Here is a 25,602-nt window from a genome sequence, read left to right as displayed (position 1 = left end):
GAACACCACGGGGCAGCCGGCGGCGAGGGCGGAGGCGGTGTCACCACCCGCCGTCGAGAAGGCCAGGGGGAAGTTGCTGGCGCCGAAGACGGCGACGGGGCCCAGCGGGATTTGGCGTTGGCGGATGTCCGCCCGGGGTGCGGGGGTGCGGTCCGGAAGGGCGGGGTCGATGCGGATGCCGCGGTGGTCGCCCTGCCGGACCACTGCAGCGAAGAGCCGGAGTTGGGCGGTGGTGCGGGCGCGTTCGCCGGTGAGGCGGACGGTGGGGAGTCCGGTTTCCTGGGTGGCGCGGGTGATGAGGTCTTCGCCGATGGCTTCGATGTTCTCTGCGATCGCTTCGAGGAAAGCGGCGTGGGTTTCGGGGTCCAGGGTGCTGAAGGACGGGTAGGCGTCAGCGGCGGCGGAGGTCGCCGTCGTCAGCTGTTCCTCGGTGATCAGCGAATACGCGGGATCGAGCTGCTCATTCGTGGCGGGATTGAAACCGAAAGCGGTTTTGCCGTCGCCGACGACAGGCCGGCCGGCGATCAGGGAATGTCCGGAAAGAATCACAACAAGCTCCAGGGTGTGGGGATACGGGAAAGCATCGTTGGGGCCGGCCGCCACCCGGCAGCCGGCCCCGACACTTCGAACGGGTCCGGGCTCAGCCCTTGACCGCACCGGCGCTGAGTCCCTGGACCAGGAACTTCTGCACGTAGGCGAACAGGAGCACCACGGGAATGATGGCAATGACGCCGCCGGCGGCCAGGGCGCCGAAGTCGGCGCCGAACTCGCCCAGCAGGTAGCTCAGGCCCACGGGAACCGTGAACTGGTCCTGGCTGCTGATGAACATGATGGCGAAGAGGAAGTTGTTCCAGGCACTGATGAAGGCAAAGGAACCAACGGCCACAATGCCGGGTTTCAGCAGGGGAAGGACCACCAGCCGGAACGCCTGGATGCGGGTGCAGCCGTCCACCCAGGCGGCCTCCTCCAGCTCCACCGGCACGTTGCGGATGAAGCCGGACATCAGGATCAGTGACAGCGGCAGGTGGAACACCGTGTCGGAGATGATGAGGCTCCAGAGGCTGTTGGTCAGGCCCACGGCGTTGAAGATCTCGAAAAGCGGGATCAGCATCATGGCCCCGGGAACAAACTGGGTGCACAGCATGGCCACGAGGAACAGCGTCTTGCCCCGGAACCTGAAGCGTGCCAGGGCGTAACCGCCCAGCAGCGCGATGACCGTTGAGCACAGCAGGCTCATCACGGCCACAAACAGGCTGTTTTTGAAGTAGATGCCGAATCCGGAGCCGTTCCAGACCGTTTCGAAGTGCTCGAAGGTGATGGGCCAGGGGACCAGCGAGGTGGATCCCGTGGGTCGGAACGCGAAAAGCAGCATCCAGTAGAACGGCACAAGGGTGAAGATCAGGAACAGTGCCAGCGGCACGTAGGTCAGGACGCGGTCGATCCGGCGTTGGCGTGCCTTGAGCTTGCTGATGGGCCGGGCCGGTATCGGTTCCGGCGCGATGGCACGGCCGGCGGCATGCGCTTTGGGAAGCAGCGAGGTCACTTGTCATCCTCCTTTGACTTGGTGATGCGCAGATAGACCAGCGAGAAGAAGGTCAGGATCAGGAATGCCACCACGGTCAGGGCGGACCCGTAGCCGAAGTCGCGGTCGTGGATGGCCGTTTGCGCCACATAGAGCGGCAGGGTGGTGGTGGAGCTTGCCGGCCCGCCGCCGGTCAGTGTGTACAGGAGGTCAACGTTGTTGAATTCCCAGACCGCCCGCAGCAGCGTGGCCACCACAACGGCCTGCCGGATATGCGGCCAGGTGATGGACACAAACTTCCGCCAGGTCCCGGCGCCGTCAACGTCCGCGGACTCGTACAGCTCCAGGGACACTGACTGGAGATCGGCCAGGATGAGGATGGCGAAGAACGGGATGCCCTTCCACATTTCGGCGAGCACCAGGGCCCAGAACGTGGTGTCGCTGCCGGCCAGGAGGGACACGCCGTATTCGCCGATGCCCATGTCGGCAAGATAGCGGCCGACGCCGGTGGACGGGTTGTAGATCAGGATCCAGATGGTGGTGGTCAGGATGCCTGACACGGCCCAGGGGGAAAAGACCAGGGATCGGGCCAGTCCGCGGCCGATGAACGACTTGTTGATGAGCAGGGCCAGCGCGAGCCCGAAGACAAACTGAAGCCCCACTTCCACCACCACCCACTGGGCGGTGAAGGAAAGGCTCCGCCAGAACAGCGGGTCCGAACCCATCGCGATGAAGTTCTCGAAGCCGGCAAACCCGTCGTCCCAGGGCTGGGTGACGTTGGAGTGCTGCAGGCTGTAGTAGAAGACGCTGCCCACCGGGTAGACCAGGAACACGAGCGTCAGGATCGCGGCGGGCGCGATCAGGAGGTAGGGGTACAGGCGCCGCGACCTGTTCGCTCGCTTGCGCGGCGTGGCGGCCGGCGGCCTGCCGGGCTTTTGTTTCTGGGCGATCAGGGCCATGGCCTACTTCTTCGCGTGCTTCTGCTGGGCTTTGGTGAGTTTCTCCGCGGACTGGGTCAGGAAGTCCTTCACGGAAAGGTCGCCCTGGAGCACCCGCTGCCACTCCGGAAGCATGTCCGTGGTGGTGATGGAGTTGAACTCGGGCAGGTAGAACGGCTGTTCCAGGACCACGGCCTTGCTGTCCTCAACGGCTTTTACGGAGGCCTGCATGGCCGGGTTTTCGGTAACCCAGGTTTCCTTGGCCACTTCGAGGTTGCCCGGGAGGTAGCCGGACTTCTGGGCCCAGAAGCTGTTGCCTTCATCGCTCATGGTGTATTCAAGGAACTTCCAGGCGGCTTCCTTGTGGGGACTTGCCTGGAACATCGAGAACCCGGTGGTCATGCGGCCGGTGAGAACGGTTTTGCCGTTATCCGCGGGGAACGGTGCCACGGCGCCGATCTTGTCCGCGCCGATGGCGGCAACGTGGGTGGGGTAGGAACCGATGCTGTGGCTGAGCATTGCAGCACCGCCGGCGCCGAACTGCGCCACCATGGTTTTGAAGTCCGCGGTCAGGTCGCTTCCGGCGGTGTCCTTGCCGTAAAGGTCCACGTATTTCTGGGCCGCGGCAACAACTGCCGGATCGTCAAGGGTGGAGGTTCCGTCCTCGCGGAAGAACGTGTCCACGCCGGACTGCGGGTAGACCATCTGGACAAACTGGGAGAAGAACCCGTTGCCGCCGCGGAGGGTATAGCCGAATTTTCCGGCGCCCTTGTCCGTCAGCTTGTCCGCTGCCGTGTAGAAGTCGTCCCAGGATGCGGGAGCCGACAGGCCGGCGTCCTTCATGAAATCGGAGCGGTAGTAGATGACGTCGGCGAGGCTGGTGGCCGGGGTCAGGTAGAGCTTCCCGTCGGGTGAGGCTGCCTTGGAGGACTTGGTCATGGCGGGGGAAATCTTTTCTTCCCATCCACCGTCCTTGAAGTCCTGGTCCAGGGGTGCCAGGGCGCCCTGGGCGACGAGGGCTGAAACGTCCGACGCCTTGGGGGTCACCAGGTCCGGGGTGGCCTTGGTGGCAATGGCGGTGCTGATCTTCTGCATGTAGGAGTCGGTGGGCAACCCCAGGTAGTTGACCTTGATGCCGGGGTTTTTGGCCTCAAACATGCTGATCAGCTTTTTCAGGTTCTCGGTCCGCTCGGGGCGGGTGTCCGTGTCCCATAGCTCCAGGACAACTTCCCCGGAGTCGCTGGCCCCTGTGCTGCCTGAACCGCAGGCACCCAGCGCCAGCGTGGAAGCCATGATGGCTGCCAGGGCAAGTGCTGTCCTGCCCTTGCGGCTCCGGGTCGGGGACTGGGCATTATCCGTACGCTTCATTGCGTTCCTCTCAAGTGGCGATGTGAAGCCGACTATGTCGTGCTTCGTACATCGTATACTACATACGATACACCTGATATGCTGATGTTTATGGAAAGGAATTTACTGTGACTACGAACGCCATGCAGCCCGGGCCGCTGCTCTCCTCCTCCCGGACGGGTCTCGTTGTTGAAGCCCTTCGGCGCTCGATCCTCACAGGTGAGTTGCCTGCCGGGCAGCCTTTGGTGGAAACGGACCTGGCGCGCAGCTTCGGGATCTCCAAGACGCCTGTCCGGGAGGCCTTAAAGACCCTCGCCGGTGCCGGCCTGGTCACCATGAGCGAGTACAAGGGCGCAACGGTGCGCGTGGTGGACGAAGCGATGGCCCGCAGCATCTTCGACGTCCGGACCCTGCTGGAACCAGTGGCGGTGGCCCGGACCGTGGAGCGCGGATTCGACGTGGAACTCGCCCAGCAGGCCCTGGACCGGGCCACCTCCTCAGAGGATGAGGCCGAGCGCAGCCTCGCCAACCGCGACTTCCACCAGCTCCTGTATTCCAACTGCGGCAACCCCGTCCTGGTGGACATGCTGGACGGCCTGCGTGAGCAGACTGCCCTCATCTCCGTCAACGCCTGGACCCGGCTGCCCTCCTGGGATTCGGAAGCCGCCGAGCACGCCGAAATCCTCGCCGCAGCACGGAACGGCGACGCCGGCCGGGCCGGCGAACTGGTCCTAAACCACATCCACAGTTTCGAGGTCCGGGCAATCGGACAGATAGTCGGGGGAAAACGATGACGTTCTCTGAGCTCCGCACCGCATTGGCAGATGTAGTTGCCATTCCGGTCACGCCGTACCAGGACGGTGCACTGGACCTGGGCAGCTTCCGGAAGCTGCTGCGCCGCCTGGTCAGCAGCGGCGTCACCACCATCACCCCCAACGGCAACACCAGTGAGTTCTACGCCCTCACTGCCGCAGAGCGCCGTCAGCTGATCACAGCCGCCGCCGAAGAAGTGGGGGCGGAGGCCTTCCTGCTCCTTGGGGTGGGACACGACGTTGCCACAGCAGTGGCGGACGTGAAGGCGGGCGAAGAGGCCGGCATCAGGATGGTTATGATCCACCAGCCGGTCCATCCGCACGTTTCACCGCTGGGCTGGGTGGACTACCACGCGCAGATCGCCTCGGCCGCCCCTGGCGTGGCCTTTGTCCTCTATATCCGCAGCGCCTGGGTGACCCCGGCCATGCTGGTGGAACTGGCAGGCCGGTGCCCCAACGTCGTCGGCATCAAATACGCCGTCCCGGACGTGACGCAGTTTGCCCGGATCCGGGACCTGGCCGGGCCGGACAGGTTTGTATGGATCGCCGGCCTCGCGGAACCGTACGCCCTGTCCTACGCCGTCCACGGCGCCGAAGGCTTCACCTCAGGCCTGGTCAACGTCAACCCACGGCTTTCGTTGGCGTTGCGGGACGCCCTGCGGACGCAGGATTACCCGGCCGCCAGGGACATGCTGGCCACGATCTCCCGGTTTGAGGAGCTGCGCGCCGAGGACGGCTCCGCCAACAATGTCAGCGTCATCAAGGAAGCCCTGGCCCAGCTGGGTCTGTGCAACCGCACCATCAGGCCACCCAGCCACGAGCTCAACCAGCAGGCCCGCACCGAAATCGCGGGGATCCTGTCCGAATGGGGCTGCACCGCTGCGGACCAGGGCCAGCCGATCCACGCAGCGGCAGGAGCCCACGCATGAAAATCACCGGATTCAAGACCTTTATGCAGCGGGTGGGCAACCGGCCGCGGCTGCTCCTGCGCGTCGACACGGATGAGGGCCTGTCCGGCTGGGGCGAGGCCTACAACCACGGACCGGACTGGGCCCTGGTGCCCATGCTGGACTACATGTTCGAGCAGGTTAAGGGCCAGGATCCCCGGCGGATCGAGTTCCTGACGCAAAAGCTCATCCGGATGGCGCGGTTTCCGCAGGGCGCGCTGGGCCTGGCCGCGATCTCCGCCATCGACCACGCGCTGTGGGACATCGCCGCCAAAGCGGTCAACCTTCCCGTGTACGGGCTGCTCGGCGGGGCCGTCCGGGACAGGGTTGCCGTCTATGCAGGTGTCTACTCGGCGCCGGACCCCGAGGAGTGCAGGGACGTTACAACCCGGCTGAATGAGCAGTTCGGGTTCACCGCGTTCAAGCTCAGCCCGTTCCGGGGCGACATCCATAACCGGCGCTGGGGTGCGGTGGTCAACGAAACGGCGGAGTACTTCGGTGCAGTCCGCGCAGCCTGCCCCGATGAATGGGACTTCGCGTTCGACGCGCATGCCAAGATTTTCGAGCCGTACCAGGCGGTCCAGCTGGGCAACGCGCTGGCCCCCTACCAGCCGCTCTTTTTTGAGGAACCCATCAGGCCCGAATACTTTCCGGCCTGGCACCGGCTGCGGTCCGAGCTCAAAGTGCCGCTGGCCACCGGCGAAAGCCTGTATTCCAGCAACGAGTTCCTCAGCCTGCTCACGGGCGGGGGAGCCGACATCATCCAGCCGGACATCTGCGTGGTGGGCGGGATCTCGCAGATGCGCAGGATCGCCACGATCGCCGAAGCGCACTTCACCATGGTGGCCCCGCACAACCCCATGGGCCCGTTGGCCGTGGCCCACAACCTTCACTTCGCCGCCGCCTGCAGCAACTTCTCCATCCTTGAATACAAGCTGGAGGAAACCACCTGGTGCCCCGATCCGTACCTGCCGGTGGGCGGGCACCTTGAACTGCGGCCGGACCGGCCCGGGTGGGGGATCGAGATCGACGAGTCCACCCTGGCGGAAGACGACTACATTCACTGGGAACGCACCTTGCCGGTCCGCCCGGACGGTTCGCTCGCCTTCTGCTGAGCCACCCGCCCGGCCGGGCGGGTCCCCGCTCCAGCCGGGTCAATCCGGCAGGCCCGCCTCCGGTAGCCTGTTGGGATGGAGCGGGGAATAGCCCATCTGGGCGCTGAAGGCATCCTGCTCGCCGGCGCGGGCAGGGCCATCCTGCTGCAGATCGCCAACCCGGCAGTGGGCCACGGTGTGGCCGAGCACAGCACGTTCACGCACCGGCCCATCAGCCGCCTGATGGGCACTCTCACTTACGTCTACGCGGTGGTCTACGGCTCCGAGGAGCAGGTCCGCGAGGTCCGGCGCCGTGTCAACAAGGCGCACGCCCCCGTCCGGCGTGATGCCGACGCATCGGCCAGGGGCTACAACGCGTACGACGCCGATGCGCAGCTTTGGGTGGCCGCCACCCTCTACGACACGGCCGCCGTCATCATCACCGAAATCTACGGCGCGCCCGACGCCGACACCGCCGACGCGATGTACCGCGACTACGCGAAACTCGGCACAGCCCTGCAGCTTCCCGCGCACAAGTGGCCGGCGGACCGGGCCGCCTTTGCGCAGTACTGGGACGGACAGCTCGGCTCGCTACGGGCCGACGACGCAGCGGTCCGTGTGGGCCGCGGCCTGCTGTATCCGGAGCAGGCACCGCTCTGGTACCGCGCCGTGATGCCGCTGGCCCGGTTCCTCACCGCCGGACTGCTGCCGGACCAGCTGCGGAAAGACTTCGGGCTGCCGTGGAGCGAGGGCCACGAACGGCGTTTCCACCGGACCCTGCGCGCGCTCGCGATCATCTATCCGCGGCTACCGCGCCGCCTCCGGCACTGGTTCAAGGACTACTGCCTGGCCAGCCTGGACAAGCCGCAGACCAGCAAGCCGCAGACCAGCAAGCCCAAACCCCGTGACCCGAAACCCCGCAACCCGAAAAAGCAGGAACACCGTGCGTAGTGCCACCACCGTTGAGCAGCGGATCGACGCGAGGGCACGCCGGTTCCTGGCCACGGCGCCTGCCGGCGGTGCCCGGTCAAAACTCACCGAGTTTGTGGTTTTTGGCCTCAAGCAGGGCTGGGCCTGCATCTTTGGTGCCGCGCTTTTGGTGGTCCTGATGGCGGCCCGGCTCTGGTACCCGGAGAGCGTGGGACTGGCCAGGAACGACTTCCTGACACTGGCCGCCGTCGTTATCCAGATCCTGATGGTGGCCTTCCGGCTGGAAACCCTGCGGGAGTTGCGTGTCATCATCCTGTTCCACCTGGTGGGAACGGTGATGGAGCTCTTCAAAACGGACGTTGGCTCGTGGGCCTATGAGGCGGAGGGCGTCCTGCGGATCGGCGCGGTGCCCCTGTTCAGCGGCTTTATGTACGCGGCGGTGGGCTCCTACATGGTGCGGGTGTACCGGCTGTTCGACCTGAAGTTTGCCAACTACCCGCCCCGCTGGATCACGGCGCTGTTGGGCATTGGCATCTACGCGAATTTCTTCACCCACCACTACATCTGGGACCTGCGCTGGCTTCTGCTGGCCGCCGTCGTGATCATTTACGGCCGCTGCGTGATGCATTTCCGGGTGTTCCGCCGGGAGTTCAGGATGCCGCTGGTGCTCTCCTTCCTGCTGGTGGCGCTGTTCATCTGGGTCGCGGAGAACATCGCCACCTGGTCCGGTGCGTGGCTCTACCCCAGCCAGGTGGACGGCTGGCAACCCGTGGGCGTGGAAAAGCTGGTGTCCTGGTTCCTGCTGATGATCATTTCGGTGGTGCTGGTGGCCTGGGTGTACAAACCCCAGCCGCCCGCCCCGGCGGGCAGCGACGCGCCTGCCCCGAAGATGTCGCTGCCCTGACGCCCCGTTCCCGGCGTCAGCCCCGGGCCGCCAGGAGTCCGCGGCTGTACTGGCTGGCGGGACGGTCCAGGCCGAAGTGCCCGCGGAGGGTGGTGCTGGTGTACTCGGTGCGGAACAGGCCACGGGCCTGCAGGATGGGGACCACTTCATCCGCGAAGGCGTCGAAGCCTCCCGGCAGCCACGGCGGCATGATGTTAAACCCGTCCGCGGCGCCCTGTTCAAACCAGCGCTGGATCTCGTCCGCCACCTGGACCGGAGTGCCGGCAAAGACGTAGTGTCCGCGGGCGCCGGCATACCGGTGCAGGACCTCCCGGACGGTGGGCTGTTCCCGGCGGATGACGTCAAGGACCAGCTGGCTGCGGCTGCTGGCCAACCCTTCCGCCCCGGCCAGCAGATCCGGCGGGAACGGCTGGTCCAGGTCCGCGCCTGACAGGTCAACCCCCAGGAGGTTCCGCAGGATGCCCAGCCCGTATTCAGGCTGGGTAAGTTCATCAAACTCCTGCTTGAGGGCTTTCGCTTCTGCTTCCGTGGAGCCCAGGTAGGGGCTGATGCCGGGCAGCACCAGGAGCTGGTCCGGGTCGCGGCCCAGGGCTGCCGCCTGGGCTTTGATGTCGGCATAAAACGCCTGGCCGCTGGCAAGGCTTTGATGCGCGGTGAAGACGGCTTCGGCGTGCCGGGCTGCAAACGCGGTGCCTTCGGGGGACGAACCGGCCTGGACGTGCACCGGCCGGCCCTGCGGGGTCCGGGGCGTGTTTAAGGCGCCGGCCACGCGGAAGTAGCCGCCCTCATGGTCAATCGCGTGGATCCGTGACGTGTCGGCGAAAACCCCGGTACCGGCGTCGGCCACCACCGCGTCATCCTCCCAGCTGTCCCATAGCTTGCCTGTGACCTGGACAAACTCCTCGGCCCGGGCGTACCGCTCGGCGTGGGGCGGATGCTGGTCCAGGCCGAAGTTTTGGGCCGCCCGTTCCGCGCCGGTGGTGACGATGTTCCAGCCGGCCCGGCCGCCGCTGATGTGGTCCAGCGAGGCGAAGAGCCGGGCGGCGTTGTACGGTTCCAGGTAGGTGGTGCTGGCGGTGCCGATCAGGCCGATCCGTTCGGTGGCCACCGCGATTGCTGACAGCCAGGTGAACGGTTCGATCCGGAAGCGGGTGGCGAACCGGACGTTGCTCTCCAGCGCCGGGCCGTCCGCGTAAAACACGGCGTCCAGCTTGGCCCGCTCGGCCCGCTGCGCCAGTTCCTGGTAGAACCGGATGTCCAGCAGCCGGTCCGTGGCGGATTTCGGGTGCCGCCAGGCTGCCTCGTGGTGGCCGCCGGGATAAATAAAGAGGTTGAGTTTGAGCTGCCGGCCCATTACAGCGCCGCCCCCACCGAGGCGAGCACGGGGGCAGGGGTGCCGGCGTATTGGTTGGCCGGGCGTTCCAGGCCGTAGTGCTCCCGCAGTGTGCTTCCCGTGTACTCGGTCCGGAACAGGCCGCGCTCCTGCAGGATGGGCACCACCTGGTCCACAAACGTTTCCAGGCCGGACGGCAGGACCGGGGGCATGATGTTGAAGCCGTCCGCAGCGACACCGTCGAACCATTCCTGGATGGCGTCCGCCACCTGGACAGGGGTGCCGGTGAAGGTCCGGTGCCCCCGGCCGCCACCCAGGCGCCCGATCAGCTGGCGCACGGTGAGGCGTTCGCGCCGGGCCAGCTGCACGATCAGGGTGTACCTGCTCTTGGCGCCCTCGATCTGGTCCTCGCTGGGCAGGTTGTCCGGCAGTTCCCGGTCCAGGGCCAGGTCCTCGGGCGCCACACGAAGCGTTTTAGCCAGCTGGAGCCGGGCGTACTCCGGCTTGATCAGCCGGTCCAGCTCACGCTCCAGCTCCAGCGCCTCCGCCTCGGTGGCGCCGATGACCGGGACGATGCCGGGAAGGACTTTGATGGCGTCCGGATTCCGTCCTGCCGCGGCCGTCCTGGTCTTGAGGTCCGCGTAGAACGCCTGCGCGTCGGCAAGGGTCTGGTGGGCGGTGAAGACGGCGTCCGCGTACCGGGCGGCGAGGTCCTTGCCGTCCTCGGAGGAACCTGCCTGCACAATCAGCGGGTGCCCCTGCGGTGGGCGCGGCACGTTGAGCGGGCCGCGGACCTTGAAGTGGCTGCCGTGATGGTCGATCACGCGGATCCGCTCCCCGTCCCCCCACACGCCCTCCGCCTTGTCGGCGACAACAGCGTCGTCGTCCCAGCTGTCCCAGAGCTTCTTTGCCACCTCGATGAACTCAGCAGCCCGCTCGTACCGGACGGCGTGGGCGGGCTGGTCATCCACGCCGAAGTTCCGGGCCGCGTCCGGTCCGGCGGTGGTGACCACGTTCCAGCCGGCCCGCCCGCCGCTGGCCCAGTCCACCGAGGCGAAGCGGCGGGCCAGGTTGTACGGCTCGTTGTAGGTGGTGGAGGCGGTGGCAATCAGCCCGATCCGTTCGGTGGCGCCGGCAATCGCGGTGAGGAGGACCGTGGGTTCCAGCTTGCCGGCCGGCCGACGGCCCACCTCGCCGAACAGGACGGGGGAGTCGGCGAAAAAGATGGAATCAAGCTTGCCGCGCTCGGCCGTGCGGGCCAGCTTCCGGTAATGCTCCACATCGGTGCTGGCCAGGGGGTCGCTTTCGGGCAACCGCCACGACGCTTCGTGGTGGCCGGTGCTCATCAGGAAGGCATTGAGGTGAAGCTGGCGCTGCGGGGATCCGGGGCTGGAACTCATGGGGTACTCCTTGGGAAGATGGAAGGCTGGGATTTCAATGGCCGACGGCGGCTGGTTCAGCAGGCGTGGTGGGCTGGGCACCAGATGCGGGGACCACGCCCAGCGCGGCGAGGAGGTCCCGACGCAAGGCTTCGTGCCCGGCGGCGTCGGCCGTCGAACCAACGTCCGGCGAGACAGTCCGGACGGTGGCCACCCGGCCGCTGTCCAGGACCACGATCCGGTGGGCCAGGGCAATCGCCTCGTCCACGTCATGCGTGACCAGCAGGACAGCCGGGCGGTGCGCGGCCACAAGGTCCTGCAGAAGCCCGTGCATCCGGATGCGGGTGAGGGCGTCCAGGGCGCCGAACGGTTCGTCGGCCAGGAGCAGCTGCGGTTCCCGGACCAGGGACCGGGCCAACGCCACCCGCTGCTGTTCGCCGCCGGACAGCTCGTGCGGCCAGGACTTTTCCCGGCCGGCGAGTCCCACTTCGGCGAGTGCCCTGCGGGACCGCGCCTCGGCGTCGTGCTCCCGCAGACCCAGGGTGACGTTGCCCAGGACGGTGTCCCAGGGCAGCAGTCTCGAGTCCTGGAAGACCACGGAGACCCGGTCCGGGACGGTGATGACACCGCTGCCTCGGACGTCGTGATCCAATCCGGCGAGGGCGCGGAGCAGGGTGCTTTTGCCGCAGCCGCTGGGTCCCAGGAGGGCCACGAATTCGCCGGGGGCGATGTCAAGGTCCACGCCGTTCAGGACGCCCTTGGGACCGAAACTGCGGATCAGGCCGCGGACGGACACTGCCGCCCGGGAGTCCGCGGATGCCGCGGATCCGGAAATGGGAGGGGCGGTACGGGTCAGCCCGCCAACGTGCGTTGCCATAAGAGTGCCTTTCGTTCGATGAAGCGGACGGTGCCGTCGGACAGCAGGCCCAGGATGCCGTAGACGGCCAGGCCCAAAACGATGATGTTGGTTTGGCCGTAGGTGCGGGCGAGCTCCATCATGTAGCCGATGCCGCTGGTGGCGTTGATCTGTTCCACCACCACCAGGGACACCCACGCGCCGGTGACCGCGAAGCGCAGCCCCAGGAAGAATCCGGGGAGGGCGCCGGGCAGGACCACGCGGCGGATAAAGCCGGCCCGGCTCAGGCCCACGGTCTGCGCCAGTTCCACATAGCGGAGGTCGATGCCCCGCAGGGCGGCGTGCGTCTGGAGGTAGACCGGGACGAAAACGCCAAGCGTGATGGTGAGGACCTTCATGGTCTCGTCGATCCCGAACCACAGGATCAGGAGCGGGATCAGGGCCAGGCCGGGGATTGCCCGCTTGATTTGGACGGGCCCGTCGATGAGCGCCTCGCCCACACGGCTGAGCCCTGCGAGCAGGGCCAGGACCGCACCCACCAGCGTGCCGAAGAACAGCCCGAGCAGGGCGCGCTGGGCCGAGATGGCCAGGTTTTCCTGCAGACGCCCGTCGGCCAGCAGCTCACCTGCGGTGGCCACCACCGTCCATGGCTCGGACAGGATCCTGGGGTCCAGCAGGCCCGTTGCCGAGCCGGCGGTCCAGAGCAGCAGCAGCGCCGACGGCCCCAGCAGCCAGGCGAGCCGCCGTCGTCGTCCGGGTCCCAGCCTTTTGCCGGTGGGCCGGACATCGTCGCGGCCAGCGAGGGCGGGGTCCTGGTGGGGTTCGACGGCGGGGCGTTCCAGTACGGGGGCGGCGCTCACGGGGTGCCGGCCTGGGCTGCCGCGGCGAAGGCAGTGCCGGCGATCGCCTCAAAGCGGGTGTCGTAGAGGTCCGCGGCGTTGAGGTGCGGTTTTTTCTGTTCCCGGGACAGCAGGTCGATGGTTTGCTGGTGCCGGGCGATGGCCTCGGTCCAGGACGTGGGGACGTCCCGCCGGCCGGCTGAGTCGATCAGGTACTGGCCGTCCGCGGCGGACAGGCCCTGGTCCTTGATGTAGTAGCCCTCGAGCCATTCCTTGGGATGGTCCTCCACCCAGCGCTGGGCTTTGCCCCAGACCTCCGCATACTTGGCCAGGGCGGCTGCCTTGGCGGGATCGGCCAGGACGGTGGTGGGCGAATAAAGGTGGCCGGGGTCGTCGCGGAGGCCGTGCCGGAGGGTGGTGGCCCCGTCCGGGCCGTATTTGGCCAGGTATCGCTTGATCTGGACGCCGCCCAGGGGTGCTGCGTCCACCTGCCGGCTGGACAATGCCGAGGAGTAAGCGTCGCCGTTGCTGGGCAGTTCCACCAGTTTGACGTCGTCCTGGGCCAGTCCGGCCTTCTCCAGGATGCGCAGCACCAGGGCTCCCTGGGCCTGGCCGGGGCTGTAGGCCACCTTCTTGCCGCGGAGGTCTTCCAGCTTGTTGATGCCGGATTCCGGTGCAATACCCAGTTCGTAGAGCGGATGGTTCACCGCATCCTGCCGGTAGGCACTGGCGATGATGCGGACGTCCAGGCCGGTCCAGGTCGCGTGGATGGGCGGGATGTCGGCCACGGAGCCCACATCCAGGGCGTTGGCCCGGAAGGCTTCGGTGGTTTGCGGGCCGCCGGAGATGTTGGCGAAGTCCACGTTGAAGCCCGCCAACTCCTTGCCCAGGCCGGACAGTTCCAGAGCCACCTTGATGCTGGGATCACCCACGGTGATGGTGGTGCCGGCCGGGACCGACGTTTCCAGCGGCGCGAACGACACCCGCTCAGCGGACAGGTTACCGGCGGTGGCGGTGCCTCCGCAGGCAGTCAGGAGTCCGACGGCGGGAATTGCCAGGAGCGCGGCGAGGGCGCCCCGGCGGGACAAAGGGCGCCGGGAAATACCCAGCGGCGGCGGGGACGGTGGGAAGGACATGGTGGGCCTTTCGGGGACGAGGGCGGAGACGAGGGCTGGAAATTTGGGTCAAGAACAAGGGGAACCGCAGGTTTTTGGGTGCGACAAACCCGCCCGGCCGGCAACCGGGCGGTGCCGGATAGGGCTGGGTACGAACTGCGCAGACCCTGGCGTTGGTTTCGGAACGTGCCAGGGCCAGGCGGCCGACCAGGGAAACCGGAGAAGAGAACCGCTGGAGAACGGTCCGCACGGTCAGGGGCTGCCTGTTGTCGTGCCTGTCTTAGGTGCCGTGCCGGCCTTGCCTGTTGGGTTTGCGTGTTGGGTTTACTCCGTCAGGTTTGCTCTGCCGGATTTGCCAGTCGGACGGCGGCGGGCGGATCGGGAAGGCCGGGCCGGCCCGTCAGGCGGAGATTAGGAGGCCGGATACATTCGGTGCCTGCTGCCCGTGGACAGCAGACACCACGACTGCTGACGGTAGCGGGTGAACAGCCGGGAACCAGGCAACAGGGTGCGGAAAAACGGCGAGGAGTGGCTGCTGCGATGTGTGGCGGTGCTGGTGCCTGGCATCCGGTCCTCCTTGTCGCTTCCGTGATTCCGGTACCCGTTGGGACCGGCTGTTCCAACACCTAAGCACGGTTCTGCAGGCCTTGGCCAGCATGCTGCACTGGTGGCGAAACGGGAGGAAACGCCGCTTCTTATTGCGCCATCCGGAGGGCTTTGACGGCAATCGGGCGCCACGGACCGCAACGCTGGTTCATGTGACTGGCGGCCGGCGCGGACCCGTGGAGGAAGCAGCGCCAGCCGGCGGAGAGCAACCCGCCGGCGAGGTCTAGCCTGGCTGGCGGCCCGGACTGGCCCTCAGGCAGGAAGCAACGCCAGCCGTCGGAGAGCGACCCGCCCGCGAGGTTCAGCCCTGCTGGCTGCTTGTCCCCAAACGGACCTGCTCACTGGCCCGCTCGACAATTTTTTCGGTCACGGCCCACGAGGCCAGGAGCTTCAGGGCCTCTTCAGATGCGCTGCCCGGGACGGCGGGGTAGACGGTCAGGGTGTGGCCGGGGTCCTCACCCAGGTCCAGGACCTGGTAGTCCAGTTCGAGCAGTCCCACCACCGGGTGCTGGAAGAGCTTGGTGCCCGAGTAGTGCCGGCGGACGTTGTGCGCCGCCCAGCGGGTGCGGAACTCTTCACTCTGCATGGACAGCTCACCCACCAGTTCGGCGATGCCCTTGTCGTGCGGGGCGCGGCCCGCATCGCGGCGGAGGATGGCGACGTTGACGTTGGCAGCCCGGTCCCAATCGGTATAAAAGGTATGGGCGCGGGGGTCCAGGAAGATGAACCGCGAGTGGTTGGCCGGGCGGGACACCCCGCGATACAGGTCCGCGTAGAGGGCGTAGCCCAGGGTGTTGGCAGCCACAATATCCATCCGGTTGTTGCCGATGAACGCCGGCGCTCCGGTGATGGTGTCCAGCAGGTGCTGCAGGACCGGGCGGACCCCGGCGGGAGCCGTTCCCGCAGGACGTTTCCGGCCCGACGGGGTGGCGGCACGGGCCAGGTCGTAGAGGTGGTCGTGCTCGGCGCGGTCCAGTTCCAGCGCCCGGGCAATGGAGTCCAGGACGCTGTCCGAGACGCCGCTGAGGTTCCCGCGCTCCAGCCGGGTGTAGTAATCGACGCTCACTCCGGCCAGCCGGGCCACTTCCTCGCGGCGCAGGCCGGGCACCCGCCGGCGGCCGCCGTAGGATTCCACGCCGGCCTGTTCGGGGGTGATGCGGGCACGGCGGGATGCCAGGAACGTCCTGACCTCGGCTCGGTTATCCATAGGGACACGTTACGACGGAACGGCAGGCCCTAGGGAGGGTCTGCTGGAACCCGTTACAGCAGGGCCCTCGCTAGGATTTGCGGAGGGTTGTTTGATGGTGTGGTGCCCAATCGATTCCCCTCCACCTTGCCGCCGTCGGCCGGTACTGTCCCGGCTACGCTGGTGGCCACGGTGATTTTCCTGACCGCTGTGGCGCCCCTGGCTACGGACATGTACGTGCCGGCGTTCCCGCGGGTTGCCGGCGAGTTCGGAACCACAGCGTCGGCCGTGCAGCTGACGCTAACCACCTTTTTCGCCGGCATGGGCCTTGGCCAGCTGGTGGGCGGGCCGTTCAGCGACCAGCGAGGAAGACGCCTGCCGCTGGTGGCGGGCACCATCCTGATGACGCTCGCTTCGATGGCCTGCGCCCTCTCACCGGACGTGGGCATCCTGATGGCCGCCCGCTTCCTGCAAGGTTTTGGCGGTGGCTGGGCCATGGTGATCGGCCGCGCCGTGATTGTGGACCTGGCCCACGGTCCGCAGCTGGTGCGGGTGCTCAACGTGGTGATGGGAATCGGCGGCGTGGCACCGATCATCAGCCCGCTGCTGGGCGCCGTCATCCTCCAGCTGACGGGCTGGCGCATGACGTTCTGGACCCTGGCAGCGTTGGGTATCCTGATGGCCCTGTGTGCTTTGCTGATTGTGCCGGAGTCGATGCCGCCGGAAAAGCGGCATGCGGGCGGGCTGGGCGAATTCGGCCGGGCGGCGAAGGTGGTGCTGTCCAACCGCCGCTTTGTTGGCTATGTGGTGGTGGCGTCGTCGGCCTTTATTGCGTTGTTTGCTTATGTGGCCACGTCCGCCTTTATCCTGCAGAACATGAACGGGCTCTCCCCGATGGCCTACTCGGTGGTTTTCGCCGCCAACGCCGGCGGGATGACCATCGCAGCCCTGGTCTCCGCACGCCTGGCAGGGCGGGTGTCCACGCGGAAAGTGATCCTCACCGGGCAGGTCATCGCGCTCGCCGCGGGCCTGGCCATGCTGGCCGGCGCGCTGTGGTGGGGAACCCCGCTGCTGGTGGCGATGGGCAGTTTTTTCGCACTCATGGTGGCGCAGGGCCTGATCAACACGAACGGCGGCGCCCTCGCCTCCGCCGAAGTCCCCAGCCATCCGGGCACCAGTTCCGCAGTGCTGGGCCTGGTGCAGTGGACCACGGCAGGGGTGGTGGCGCCCATCGCGGGATTGGGCGGCACCGACACTGCAGTGCCCATGGCTGCGCTCATGATCGGCGGGGCGCTGCTGTCGCTGTTCGGGCTCCTGGTCCTGGCCCGCCAGGAAGCACGCCCCGACACGGGCCGGGACGCCCGCCGCGACAGCCATCCCGACGCCGGTCCCGGAAACCTTCAACAGAACGGAGCATCAACACCATGAGCACCATCGCCATCATCGGCGCCGGCAAAGGCCTGGGCCTCGCAGTTGCCCGGCGCTTCGGCCGCGAAGGGTATGCCGTGGCCCTGCTGGCCCGGAACCAGGACAACCTGGACGCCCTCACCGGTACCCTCAGTGCCGAAGGAATTCACGCTGTTGGCTTAACCGCCGACGTCCGGGACCCGGGGTCCCTGCAGGGGGCCCTTGACCGTGCCGCCTCAGCACTGGGGCCGGTGGAGGTGCTCCAGTACAGCCCCGTTCCCGCCCCGGAATTTATGCTTCCGGTCCTGGACACCGCAGCCTCTGACCTCGTGGGGCCGGTAGAGTTTTCCATCTACGGTCCCGTCACCGCAGCACGCCAGGTCATCCCCGGCATGCGGACTTTGGGCGGCGGAACTGTCCTTTTTGTCAACGGCGCCAGCGCGGTCAGGCCCAACGGGGCAGTTACCGGCACCTCCATCGCCTTCGCCGGCGGGAGTGCCTACGCGCAACTGCTCCACGATGCCCTCGCCCCGGAGGGAATCCACGTGGGCCAACTGATCATTCCCCGCGGAATCGGTGGGGGAGACCCCACGCACCACCCCGACGCAATTGCCGAAACCCTTTGGCGGATGCACTCGGAGCGCGGGGACTTCCGGACGTTCCTGGCACCGCTCGAATAACAGGGCAGAACCGAAGATCCAATAACTGAACACCCTCCAGTTTTTATCCCCAACACCACAGGAGAATCATGACTACCGTCAAAGCTTTTGCCTCGCCGTCCGCCACAGGTGACCTGGTGTCCACCACCATTGAGCGCCGCGAAGTGGGTGCCCACGACATCCTGATCGACATCAAGTTCGCCGGCATCTGCCACTCGGACATCCACACCGTCCGCGGTGACTGGGGACCCCAGCAGTACCCGCTGGTTCCCGGCCACGAAATCGCCGGCATCGTCACCGAGGTTGGCTCCGCCGTAACCAAGCACGCCGTGGGCGACCGCGTCGGTGTTGGCTGCATGGTCAACTCGTGCCGCGAGTGCGTCAACTGCCTGAAGGGCGAGGAGCAGTACTGCCTCAAGGGCAACGTTGGCACGTACGGTGCTGTTGACCGCGACGGATCCATCACCCAGGGCGGTTACTCCACCCACGTTGTGGTCACCGAGGACTTTGTGGTCCGCATTCCCGAGGGCATCGACCTCGACGTGGCCGCGCCGCTGCTCTGCGCAGGCATCACCACCTTCTCCCCGCTGCACCACTGGGGTGCCGGCGAAGGCAAGAAGGTGGCAGTGGTTGGCCTGGGCGGGCTGGGCCACATGGCCGTCAAGATCGCCGCAGCCATGGGTGCCGAAGTGACGGTCCTTTCGCAGTCCCTGAAGAAGCAGGAAGACGGGCTGCGCCTGGGCGCCCAGCACTACTACGCCACCAGCGAGCCGGAGACGTTCGAGAAGCTGGCAGGGTCCTTCGACCTGATCATCAACACCGTCAGCGCTTCGATCGACATCAGCTCCTACCTGCAGCTGCTGTCCCTCGACGGCGCACTGGTCAATGTGGGTGCCCCGGCTGAACCGCTTCCGGTGAACGCGTTCGCCCTGATCGGCGGACGCCGGTCCTTCGCCGGCTCCATGATCGGCGGCATCCGCGAAACCCAGGAAATGCTCGACTTCTGCGCCGAACACAAGATCGGCGCCGAGATCGAGGTCATCGCGGCCGACAAGATCAACGAGGCGTACGAGCGCGTCCTCGCCTCCGATGTCCGCTACCGCTTTGTGATCGACACCGCCACCCTCTAACCCAGGAGTTGCGCGACGGCGGCCCGGTTCCCTTTGGTACCGGGCCGCCGTCGTCCGTTAACCTGAGGTGCCCTTTTGTGACCGGCCGCAACGGTTGGGCAGCAATGACCTGGAGCCGGGTCCGGAACGGAGCCGCAGTTCCACAATGGGAGAACAGGTTTTCCCGTTCTCTGGAGGGTGAAATGAAAAGGTCCGGCGGGTTGTTCCCCGCAATGATTCTGATGGGTGTGGCGCTCGCGGGATGCGGCCTGCAGGGCGGGACGCCAACGTCGACCCTCCCCGTAGGGATACCGGTGCCGCCGAGCGTCGAGGCCACCTCACCGCCCGCCGTTTCGCCTTCCGCCACTGCCCCGTCCATCACTGCCCCTTCCACCACGCGCCCCTCAACTACCACGGCGCCTTCAACTACATCCCCTTCAACCAGCACAGCCCCGAGGGCTTCCTTGAAGACGTTTACGACGGCGGACGGGCAACTGGCGTTCGACTATCCGGAGGCGTGGAGCGTCCGGGATCCGGCAGGTGAACTGCCTGAGGGTGGCGGGGCCTTCGCGGAAGTCACCAATAAGGCCGGTAAGCCGCTGGCCACGCTGCGGACAAACATGGCAACGGGATCCACCTGTCAGGAAAAGTACCCGTACGAAGTGCTGGAGCTGCAGGAACTTCCCGTGCTGACTCGGAACGGTGCTAAGCCGAGGTTTGTTTTCGAAACCAGAGGCGATGCCGAAGCAGCGGGACCGGCTGAGACCCCGGCCGCGGCCTATGGCATCACCACAGTGCCGGCGGCCACGGGTGACTCAGCGTGCCCCATCTTCCACTTCTTTACCTGGCCGCCAACCGCCGCCATGTTCGGCGCCTTTTTCAACCCGGACAACAACGTGGTGCCCGGCGCCGCGGGTCTGCCCTATCTGGAACAGGCCCGGAAATACATGGACACCACCGAGTACCAGGACATCCGGCGGATGATCACCTCGCTACGGCCTGCCGCGCCGATGCCAAGCAGCATTCCACCATCCCCGTCCGCCGCCGCAACGAATAACTGACATGAACTACTACACACCGGCGGCGCAGGAACGGGCCCTGGATGCCGCACATGCAGCAATGGAGAAAGTCCTGGACGGCATGCTCGAACCGTTGAGCCGGCACGCCCTGAACGCGAGGTGGAACCAGGCCTGCGAGGCCATGGCGAAGTACCTCGACGCAAAGGACAACGGCGAGGAGTAGCCCACCTGCCTTGGCTGCGGCTCCGGCCTGGCTGCGGCTCCGGCCCGGCCGTGGCTCAATGCGGGCCGTGGCTCCGTCCGGCCCGTGTCTCCGGCCCGTGCCTCCGGCCGGGACCGGCTAGGACTCCGACCCAGCGGGCGGGTCCTCCCTGGTGAGCTGGTCCCAGTCGGTCACCACGGGAATCAGGTCGCCCGCAGCCCACAGCGGCAGTTGGCTCTGAAAATGAGGATGGTGGGGGTTGCCTGCTGCCCCGAAGGGAACAATCCACCGGCTTCCTGCCCTGTCTGACAAATCCCACACGTAACGGGCCACAGGTCCCCGGAAGGATCCGTCGCTGAGTCCCGGCAGGCTCTCGGTGGAGAGCACACAACTGGTGTCGCCGGAGAGCTGCGTGGGTGCGGTACCGGGTGGCACCGCACCGCTGGCAGGGTAGTCGGCCAAGGCGTGCAACGGCAGGACGGTGTGGTTGGCACCCCAGGGTCCGGCGGCAGGGGCTGCCGCTGTTTCCTCCAGGGCCTGGCGGACCGCGGCGGCGACGTCGATGCCAAAGAGGGTGCCGTCCGCGAGGACAGTTTCCAGGGCGAACCCCACCCGGGCCACCGGGCTCAGCCAGGGCGAGAAGAGTGCCGAATAACCGGAGGGTTCAGCCAGCGGAGCAAGCTGCGGGGCCCTGGCCAGTGCCAGCACCAGTGCCGAACGCCATCCGGCCAGGCTTCCCGCCACGGAACTTGCTGCGTCCATCTGCCCATCCCAGCCCAGCAGTTGGCGTCGAAGGGCAGCGGCCGGCCCGGACAGCGGGAGGTCCGCGCTGCACAGGTCCGCCAATACTGTGCGGAGGGCGGGCCAAGAGCCCAGGCGGGTGTCCAGGTGGATACGTTGCATGTGGTCCGCATTCAGACCGGCGTGCGGCCCGGGCCCGGATATTGGCCCAGTTCCTGACCCGGGTCCGTGCACTACTCCGGTCCCTGGCCCGGGCCCGTGTTCTGCCCCCATTCTTGCCCCGCCGCCCTGGTCAGCCGCGGCCTTCTCCAGCAGATGGCGGATGCGGTGGGCCCGGTGTGCGGGGGCAAACTCCAGGCCGGTCAGGCTGCCGCCGCCGGATTCCCGATCGTTGGCATGCACGGCCAGCCTGGTCACGGCCTGCCGTGGCAACTTCACCCACTTGCCGGTCCATTGATGCTCCGGCAGCCAGCCGGGTACGGGGTGGGAGCGGTTGCGGGCGTCGCGGACAGGGACCCTGCCGGCCACCAATTGCCGGACGTTCCCGGCACTGTCGGCCGCGAGCACACAGTTCACGGGCTCAACCCACTGCTCCAGGGCTTTTTCCACATCTGCCGCGGAGGTGCTGCGCAGGAGAGGCAGCAGAGCCTCGAAGCCCAGGGACCGCAAAACCCGCGATGGCATCCGCAAACTCAGCGCCCCGCCGTCGGCCCCGCCGGAAATGACCGGCCCGCGCAGTGTCTCCATAACGTCCACCGAATCCGATTCGCCGCCACGGACCTGAATGATTTCCTGATGGCTGCTGACCACAAGTTCCCAGCCGTCGGGACCCAGCGCCTGCGTGGAACTGCCGTGAGGGCGAAGTTGCTCGTGGAAGAGATCCTGATAGTCAGCCATGGCGTTGGTGACAGCCCATGCTGCCTTGCCGGCGTGGCCAAAGTGCGGCAGTCCGGGCACGCCCGGGAAAGCCAGCCCCACAGCGTCGAACTCCGGACAGGCCAGCCGCACCTGCTGATAGACCCCGGGTAACTCCAACAGCCGGTGCGGATCACCGGCCAATAGCGGGGCGCCGGTTGCGGTCAGGCCGCCCGCCACTGCCCACGAATTACTGCCCGCCCAGACCGGCGCCTCAATGCTGAACAGCTCCACGGCATCAGCGCCCAACGCAGTGGCAACGTGCTGCCGCCAGAGTTTGTTGGGGAAAGTGCTGAAGAGGATGTGGTGCACCAGGAAGACGCCCAGAGGGGTCCACGGCTGCCAGCGGTCCGGGGCGGTGCGGCTGCTGCGGAACTCGGGGGCATCGCGGCGGCCGCGCTCCAGAGCATTGTTGACGCCGTCCACATACGCTGCGCACCACGCCCGGGTTTTCGCGTCCATGGCCTCGAAACAAAGGCGTGCCGTGTGTTCGATCCGCGCCTGCCTGGCGAACCGGTCCCACAGCAGGCCCTCCGGACCCAGCTGTTCAGCCGTCCGGCCCTCAGAGCGCCAGCGCTCCATCTCGATCTGCCACGAGCGGTCCGAGGCTGCGTTCTGCCCCTGCAGGTACGCGAGTTCGACGGCGGAATCTGCCCGGAGATGGGGGATGCCCCACGCGTCGCGGAAGGTCTCAGCAGGCATGCTGCGGCACACTGGCGCGTGCCGGCGTCGTGATTTTCACTGCTGGAGCTGCGGCAGGCACATGCACCGGACCTCGAAGATGGGCAGGCCGGGCTCTTCAGGGCCGTGGCCGGTGGACATCAGGAAGCCTTCGTCCAGCAGGTACACGGGCAGCTGCGGTGACAGGAAGTTGTTGTACCGCGAGGGGTAGAACCACTGGCCGTTGATGTCGTAGGCCGGAAGTGCATACGCGTCGCGGCGGTTGTGTGCTGACGGGAACAGGCCGTCGCCCATCCAGATGTGGCTCGCCAGCCCGTAAAGGTAGTCGCTGTTGTGCGCAGTAGGGAACAGGATGGCCTCCATGTTCGTGCCCTTTCTCTCTGTCGATAGTTAGGTAAGGCTTAGCTAAGAACAGAGTAGGGTGCGCAGGCCGGAGCGCCAAAATTGTTGCAATGGAATTTTCGACGGCGGTATTCCGGGACGCTCGACCGGTGGGACTGCGGGCGTGCTTCAGGCCCGGACTGGGCCCGTGGATTCCCGGAAAATCAGTTCCATGGGGGGCAGTTCCAGCGGGTCGGCGGGGGACTGTTCGCCGCGGATCCGGGCGATGAGTTCGGCCATGCTGCGGGCGCCGAGTTGCTCAAGGTCCATGTGGACCGTCGAAAGGGACGGGACCTGGTACTTCGACTCGGGGGTGTCGTCCCAGCCGAAGACGCTGACGCGGCCCGGGACCGGGATGCCGTGCTCATGCAGGGCACGGATGACGCCCACGGCCATCTGGTCGTTTGCCACCACGACGGCGGTGACGTCCGTTGTTGCCGCCACCACCTGCCCCGCCGCGTAGCCGGAAGCCGGCGACCAGTCCCCAGCCACCACACCCAGGGAGTTCAGGCCCAAGGCCGCGATGGTTTCTTCGTAGACCTGATGGCGGTTTCGGGCGGATGGCCAGCCGTCCGGGCCTGCCACGTGGAAGAAGTTCCGGTGGCCCAGGGCTGCCAGGTGCTTGACGATGCTCGCGGCAGGGGAGCCGTCGGCAATGCTGCCGAGCGCGCGCATCCTGTTGTCGTATTCGCCGGCCACCACCAAGGGGACCCGGGAACCGGCGCCGGGATCGCCGTCGGGACGCGGGACGAAGGACAGGATGCCGGCGATGTCCTCGCCGGAGAGGAGGCTGTTCAGTTGTTTTGACCGCGCTTCAGCGGTCCCCTCCATGGAAACCACGTCCACGCGGTAGCCATTGCCGTGGGCGGTGGCCGCCGCGCCCTTGAGGACCCTGGAAGGGAAATAGAGCGAGGCTTCGGGCACTACCACCACAACGCGGTACGGCTCGCGCGATCGCAGGGACCGGGCCGCGAGGTTGGGGGTGTAGTCCAACTCCGCCAGGGCCTTTTCGACCCGCTCCAGGGTGCTGGGTTTGAGCGTGTTCCGGTCCTTGAGGTAGCGCGAGACCGTCTGATGGGAGACGCCGGCCAGCGCGGCGACGTCGTAGATGGTGGCGGCCTTGGGCCGGCCTTGCTCAAATGCGTCCTGCACCATCGGTATGGCGTCCCCTTCAAGTACAGTCCCGCACCTGCGGGAGGGATCCGCTCCAGCCTAGTGGTTGCGGCCGACCGAGGTGGCATGTCCTTCCGTCTGGAGTCTTACCGGCGTGCCATGACCACTAATTCGCCGCGGCCGGCGCCCACGGGTTCCTTGTGCCAGCCGCCGAACACCCGCTGCACCGTGAACCCTGCGGAGCCGAGGTCGCTGCGAAGCTCCTGCTCAGTCCGGAAAGCGAGGACCGACTTATGGACCGCCGCGGTGTGGCCGGACAGATGGACGTGTTCGCTGATTGTCACCTTACCGTCCTGGTTGGGGCCTGCGTCCTTCCAGGTTTCGCCCCCGCTTCCGCCAGGCAAGGTGAAGGACGTGCGCGTTTTCCCTGGTGTCCAGTGTTCCCATGCGCGGGCAGCCGGGTCGCGTGAGTCAAAGACCAGCCGCCCGCCCAGGGCCAGGGCGCTATGGGCGTCAGACAGAGTCCTGGCCCAGGCCTCCTTATCGTGGATGGCCTGCACGACGTGGGCCGTCATCACCACGAGGTCGAATCCGCCGTCCGCGGCGACTTCGCTGGACGTTCCGTTGACCCAGGTCACTGCTGACGTTTTGTCCTTCCGCCTGGCAGCAGCCAGGGAGCCGGCATCCGGATCCAGCCCAACCACGGTGTGTCCCGAAGCTGCAAGAGCCAACGTCAACCGGCCGGTGCCGCAGCCAAGGTCCAGGATGCGGCTGGTGGGTAGTTGGTTGGCGGTCGCCAGGAAGAACTCGTCATCGGGTGCCCATGTGTTCTGGAGGTCGTAGAGCTCCGCCCGTTGAACGTCGGTCAGGTGTGAAGCCATGCAGCAACGCTATTGCATGCTGATCCGTGTGGGGTAGACCGGGCGATCCTGGGGCGGCTGCCCGGTTGTCCAGGCTGCCGGCTGCCCGGCTGCCCGGTTGCCCGGTTGCCCGGTTGTCCAGTTGCCCGGTTGCCCGGTTGTCCAGTTGCCCTCTCCGTTCTCATTTCCCGGGGCTGTCGAGGCACTGCTGGACGGCTGCTTCGCAGGGCGACAGTTCTTTGTGCCATCTCCGGCGTCGATGGTGCCGACTGATCTTCGGGATCTGCGGAACGAAGTGCGGAACCGGGCCAGTTGCATCCGGCGCCCACACCAGGGTGGGTGCCGAGCCAGGATCCCGGGCGGGCTTGAACTCCAGGGGCCTGGCAGCGGGCCTCGGAGGAGTGCTGCCAGGTGTTTCCGTGGAGGTGGATCTCCCGAGGGCTTCGCCCGTACGGAAACCGGTCTGCGCTTCGGGCCAGGACGCGGACTGTTCCGGGACATGCAGCGCCGGAGCATATGGATCTCCTGCTGTCGGCCGGGATGTCTGGGGGTTTGGTGGTTCCGAATGTTTAGGCGCGCATGGTTCCGGTGTGTGTTGTTCAGGTGGCAGGGCTTCTTGGGCGTGCTGCTCTGGCGCTTGGTGTTGTTGCCGTTCTGGTGCTGGGGTTTCTGGCGCTTGGTGTTGGGGCGTGTTGGGTGTGGGGTGT

Annotated in this window: 24 protein-coding genes; 10 read left to right on the top strand and 14 right to left on the bottom strand. The window is 66.7% G+C overall.

Going from position 1 to position 25,602, the window contains the following annotated elements; all coding sequences use genetic code 11:
• The 4 genes from ASF72_RS20970 to ASF72_RS09565 all read right to left on the bottom strand — a co-directional run.
• A partial coding sequence (locus tag ASF72_RS20970) for an aldehyde dehydrogenase family protein (RefSeq protein WP_235504689.1) occupies positions 1-549 on the bottom strand: 549 nt, incomplete at its 3' end.
• A gap of 91 nt (positions 550-640) precedes the next feature.
• Positions 641-1,543: a carbohydrate ABC transporter permease gene (locus tag ASF72_RS09575; RefSeq protein ID WP_197273564.1), complete on the bottom strand. Its 903-nt coding sequence runs from the start codon at positions 1,541-1,543 to the stop codon at positions 641-643.
• Positions 1,540-2,481 carry a carbohydrate ABC transporter permease gene (locus ASF72_RS09570; protein WP_050685575.1) on the bottom strand — a complete coding sequence of 314 codons (942 nt, stop codon included), beginning with the start codon at positions 2,479-2,481 and terminating at the stop codon, positions 1,540-1,542. The genes ASF72_RS09575 and ASF72_RS09570 overlap by 4 nt, the downstream gene beginning before the upstream one ends.
• 3 nt (positions 2,482-2,484) lie before the next feature.
• The gene (locus ASF72_RS09565; protein WP_056598305.1) at positions 2,485-3,828 is read right to left on the bottom strand and encodes an ABC transporter substrate-binding protein; all 1,344 of its coding nucleotides are present in this window, start codon (positions 3,826-3,828) and stop codon (positions 2,485-2,487) included.
• Positions 3,829-3,935: 107 nt separating this feature from the next.
• Here ASF72_RS09565 and ASF72_RS09560 point away from each other — a divergent pair, with 107 nt between their 5' ends.
• The 5 genes from ASF72_RS09560 (at position 3,936) to ASF72_RS09540 (ending at position 8,494) form a co-directional block, all read left to right on the top strand.
• Positions 3,936-4,601, top strand: coding sequence for a GntR family transcriptional regulator (locus tag ASF72_RS09560; RefSeq protein ID WP_231686056.1), 666 nt, complete (start codon positions 3,936-3,938; stop codon positions 4,599-4,601).
• Complete coding sequence (locus tag ASF72_RS09555; protein WP_056598300.1) at positions 4,598-5,548, top strand: dihydrodipicolinate synthase family protein; 951 nt, start codon at positions 4,598-4,600, stop codon at positions 5,546-5,548. The genes ASF72_RS09560 and ASF72_RS09555 overlap by 4 nt, the downstream gene beginning before the upstream one ends.
• A complete protein-coding gene (locus tag ASF72_RS09550; protein WP_056598297.1) occupies positions 5,545-6,681 on the top strand; it encodes a mandelate racemase/muconate lactonizing enzyme family protein in 1,137 nt (378 codons plus the stop codon). The genes ASF72_RS09555 and ASF72_RS09550 overlap by 4 nt, the downstream gene beginning before the upstream one ends.
• A 75-nt stretch (positions 6,682-6,756) precedes the next feature.
• On the top strand, positions 6,757-7,611 hold the full coding sequence (locus ASF72_RS09545; protein WP_082484184.1) for an oxygenase MpaB family protein: 855 nt from the start codon (positions 6,757-6,759) through the stop codon (positions 7,609-7,611).
• Positions 7,604-8,494 (top strand): DUF817 domain-containing protein, encoded by an 891-nt coding sequence (locus ASF72_RS09540; protein WP_056598294.1) that lies wholly within the window; start codon positions 7,604-7,606, stop codon positions 8,492-8,494. The genes ASF72_RS09545 and ASF72_RS09540 overlap by 8 nt, the downstream gene beginning before the upstream one ends.
• A gap of 16 nt (positions 8,495-8,510) precedes the next feature.
• Here ASF72_RS09540 and ASF72_RS09535 read toward each other — a convergent pair whose 3' ends face one another.
• The 6 genes from ASF72_RS09535 to ASF72_RS09510 form a co-directional block, all read right to left on the bottom strand.
• The gene (locus ASF72_RS09535) at positions 8,511-9,848 is read right to left on the bottom strand and encodes an LLM class flavin-dependent oxidoreductase (protein WP_056598293.1); all 1,338 of its coding nucleotides are present in this window, start codon (positions 9,846-9,848) and stop codon (positions 8,511-8,513) included.
• Positions 9,848-11,227: an LLM class flavin-dependent oxidoreductase gene (locus ASF72_RS09530; RefSeq protein ID WP_056598292.1), complete on the bottom strand. Its 1,380-nt coding sequence runs from the start codon at positions 11,225-11,227 to the stop codon at positions 9,848-9,850. Before ASF72_RS09530 ends, ASF72_RS09535 begins: the two co-directional genes overlap by 1 nt.
• Positions 11,228-11,261: 34 nt before the next feature.
• Positions 11,262-12,083, bottom strand: coding sequence for an ABC transporter ATP-binding protein (locus ASF72_RS09525; RefSeq protein ID WP_056598289.1), 822 nt, complete (start codon positions 12,081-12,083; stop codon positions 11,262-11,264).
• Positions 12,059-12,922 (bottom strand): ABC transporter permease, encoded by an 864-nt coding sequence (locus ASF72_RS09520; RefSeq protein ID WP_082484182.1) that lies wholly within the window; start codon positions 12,920-12,922, stop codon positions 12,059-12,061. Before ASF72_RS09520 ends, ASF72_RS09525 begins: the two co-directional genes overlap by 25 nt.
• Complete coding sequence (locus ASF72_RS09515; protein WP_056598284.1) at positions 12,919-14,037, bottom strand: ABC transporter substrate-binding protein; 1,119 nt, start codon at positions 14,035-14,037, stop codon at positions 12,919-12,921. The genes ASF72_RS09520 and ASF72_RS09515 overlap by 4 nt, the downstream gene beginning before the upstream one ends.
• Positions 14,038-14,923: 886 nt before the next feature.
• Positions 14,924-15,829 (bottom strand): helix-turn-helix transcriptional regulator, encoded by a 906-nt coding sequence (locus tag ASF72_RS09510; protein ID WP_056598281.1) that lies wholly within the window; start codon positions 15,827-15,829, stop codon positions 14,924-14,926.
• A 102-nt stretch (positions 15,830-15,931) separates the two neighbouring features.
• Between ASF72_RS09510 and ASF72_RS09505 the strand changes: the two genes are divergently transcribed.
• The 5 genes from ASF72_RS09505 to ASF72_RS09485 all read left to right on the top strand — a co-directional run bounded on the left by ASF72_RS09505 (position 15,932) and on the right by ASF72_RS09485 (position 20,225).
• Positions 15,932-17,236 carry a multidrug effflux MFS transporter gene (locus ASF72_RS09505; protein WP_200933638.1) on the top strand — a complete coding sequence of 435 codons (1,305 nt, stop codon included), beginning with the start codon at positions 15,932-15,934 and terminating at the stop codon, positions 17,234-17,236.
• Positions 17,233-17,895: an SDR family NAD(P)-dependent oxidoreductase gene (locus ASF72_RS09500; protein WP_056598278.1), complete on the top strand. Its 663-nt coding sequence runs from the start codon at positions 17,233-17,235 to the stop codon at positions 17,893-17,895. Before ASF72_RS09505 ends, ASF72_RS09500 begins: the two co-directional genes overlap by 4 nt.
• A 68-nt stretch (positions 17,896-17,963) precedes the next feature.
• Positions 17,964-19,004: an NAD(P)-dependent alcohol dehydrogenase gene (locus tag ASF72_RS09495; RefSeq protein ID WP_050685587.1), complete on the top strand. Its 1,041-nt coding sequence runs from the start codon at positions 17,964-17,966 to the stop codon at positions 19,002-19,004.
• A gap of 443 nt (positions 19,005-19,447) precedes the next feature.
• Positions 19,448-20,044 (top strand): hypothetical protein, encoded by a 597-nt coding sequence (locus ASF72_RS09490; RefSeq protein ID WP_235504688.1) that lies wholly within the window; start codon positions 19,448-19,450, stop codon positions 20,042-20,044.
• Between the two features lies 1 nt (position 20,045).
• On the top strand, positions 20,046-20,225 hold the full coding sequence (locus tag ASF72_RS09485) for a hypothetical protein (RefSeq protein ID WP_050685589.1): 180 nt from the start codon (positions 20,046-20,048) through the stop codon (positions 20,223-20,225).
• A 117-nt stretch (positions 20,226-20,342) separates the two neighbouring features.
• Here the strand turns inward: ASF72_RS09485 and ASF72_RS09480 are convergent, their stop codons facing one another.
• The 4 genes from ASF72_RS09480 to ASF72_RS09465 all read right to left on the bottom strand — a co-directional run bounded on the left by ASF72_RS09480 (position 20,343) and on the right by ASF72_RS09465 (position 24,916).
• Positions 20,343-22,562 carry a penicillin acylase family protein gene (locus ASF72_RS09480; RefSeq protein WP_056598276.1) on the bottom strand — a complete coding sequence of 740 codons (2,220 nt, stop codon included), beginning with the start codon at positions 22,560-22,562 and terminating at the stop codon, positions 20,343-20,345.
• 36 nt (positions 22,563-22,598) lie between these two features.
• A complete protein-coding gene (locus ASF72_RS09475) occupies positions 22,599-22,904 on the bottom strand; it encodes a hypothetical protein (protein WP_050685591.1) in 306 nt (101 codons plus the stop codon).
• Between the two features lie 147 nt (positions 22,905-23,051).
• Entirely contained in the window at positions 23,052-24,077 is a 1,026-nt protein-coding gene (locus ASF72_RS09470; protein WP_056598266.1) for a LacI family DNA-binding transcriptional regulator, read from the bottom strand.
• A 104-nt stretch (positions 24,078-24,181) separates the two neighbouring features.
• Positions 24,182-24,916: a class I SAM-dependent methyltransferase gene (locus ASF72_RS09465; protein WP_056598260.1), complete on the bottom strand. Its 735-nt coding sequence runs from the start codon at positions 24,914-24,916 to the stop codon at positions 24,182-24,184.
• Between the last annotated feature and the right edge of the window lie 686 nt (positions 24,917-25,602).

It is taken from the genome of Arthrobacter sp. Leaf141, assembly GCF_001424565.1.
In the GTDB taxonomy this organism is placed as follows: Bacteria; Actinomycetota; Actinomycetes; order Actinomycetales; family Micrococcaceae; genus Arthrobacter.
This window is presented reverse-complemented; position numbering and strand designations above follow the sequence as displayed.

Bases quoted from the DNA above. Each gene is read 5' to 3' on its own strand.
- ASF72_RS09570 (WP_050685575.1), bottom strand. From the start codon at position 2,481: ATGGCCCTGATCGCCCAGAAACAAAAGCCCGGCAGGCCGCCGGCCGCC.
- ASF72_RS09565 (WP_056598305.1), bottom strand. From the start codon at position 3,828: ATGAAGCGTACGGATAATGCCCAGTCCCCGACCCGGAGCCGCAAGGGC.
- ASF72_RS09555 (WP_056598300.1), top strand. From the start codon at position 4,598: ATGACGTTCTCTGAGCTCCGCACCGCATTGGCAGATGTAGTTGCCATT.
- ASF72_RS09550 (WP_056598297.1), top strand. From the start codon at position 5,545: ATGAAAATCACCGGATTCAAGACCTTTATGCAGCGGGTGGGCAACCGG.
- ASF72_RS09545 (WP_082484184.1), top strand. From the start codon at position 6,757: ATGGAGCGGGGAATAGCCCATCTGGGCGCTGAAGGCATCCTGCTCGCC.
- ASF72_RS09535 (WP_056598293.1), bottom strand. From the start codon at position 9,848: ATGGGCCGGCAGCTCAAACTCAACCTCTTTATTTATCCCGGCGGCCAC.
- ASF72_RS09530 (WP_056598292.1), bottom strand. From the start codon at position 11,227: ATGAGTTCCAGCCCCGGATCCCCGCAGCGCCAGCTTCACCTCAATGCC.
- ASF72_RS09525 (WP_056598289.1), bottom strand. From the start codon at position 12,083: ATGGCAACGCACGTTGGCGGGCTGACCCGTACCGCCCCTCCCATTTCC.
- ASF72_RS09515 (WP_056598284.1), bottom strand. From the start codon at position 14,037: ATGTCCTTCCCACCGTCCCCGCCGCCGCTGGGTATTTCCCGGCGCCCT.
- ASF72_RS09510 (WP_056598281.1), bottom strand. From the start codon at position 15,829: ATGGATAACCGAGCCGAGGTCAGGACGTTCCTGGCATCCCGCCGTGCC.
- ASF72_RS09500 (WP_056598278.1), top strand. From the start codon at position 17,233: ATGAGCACCATCGCCATCATCGGCGCCGGCAAAGGCCTGGGCCTCGCA.
- ASF72_RS09495 (WP_050685587.1), top strand. From the start codon at position 17,964: ATGACTACCGTCAAAGCTTTTGCCTCGCCGTCCGCCACAGGTGACCTG.
- ASF72_RS09485 (WP_050685589.1), top strand. From the start codon at position 20,046: ATGAACTACTACACACCGGCGGCGCAGGAACGGGCCCTGGATGCCGCA.
- ASF72_RS09480 (WP_056598276.1), bottom strand. From the start codon at position 22,562: ATGCCTGCTGAGACCTTCCGCGACGCGTGGGGCATCCCCCATCTCCGG.
- ASF72_RS09475 (WP_050685591.1), bottom strand. From the start codon at position 22,904: ATGGAGGCCATCCTGTTCCCTACTGCGCACAACAGCGACTACCTTTAC.
- ASF72_RS09470 (WP_056598266.1), bottom strand. From the start codon at position 24,077: ATGGTGCAGGACGCATTTGAGCAAGGCCGGCCCAAGGCCGCCACCATC.
- ASF72_RS09465 (WP_056598260.1), bottom strand. From the start codon at position 24,916: ATGGCTTCACACCTGACCGACGTTCAACGGGCGGAGCTCTACGACCTC.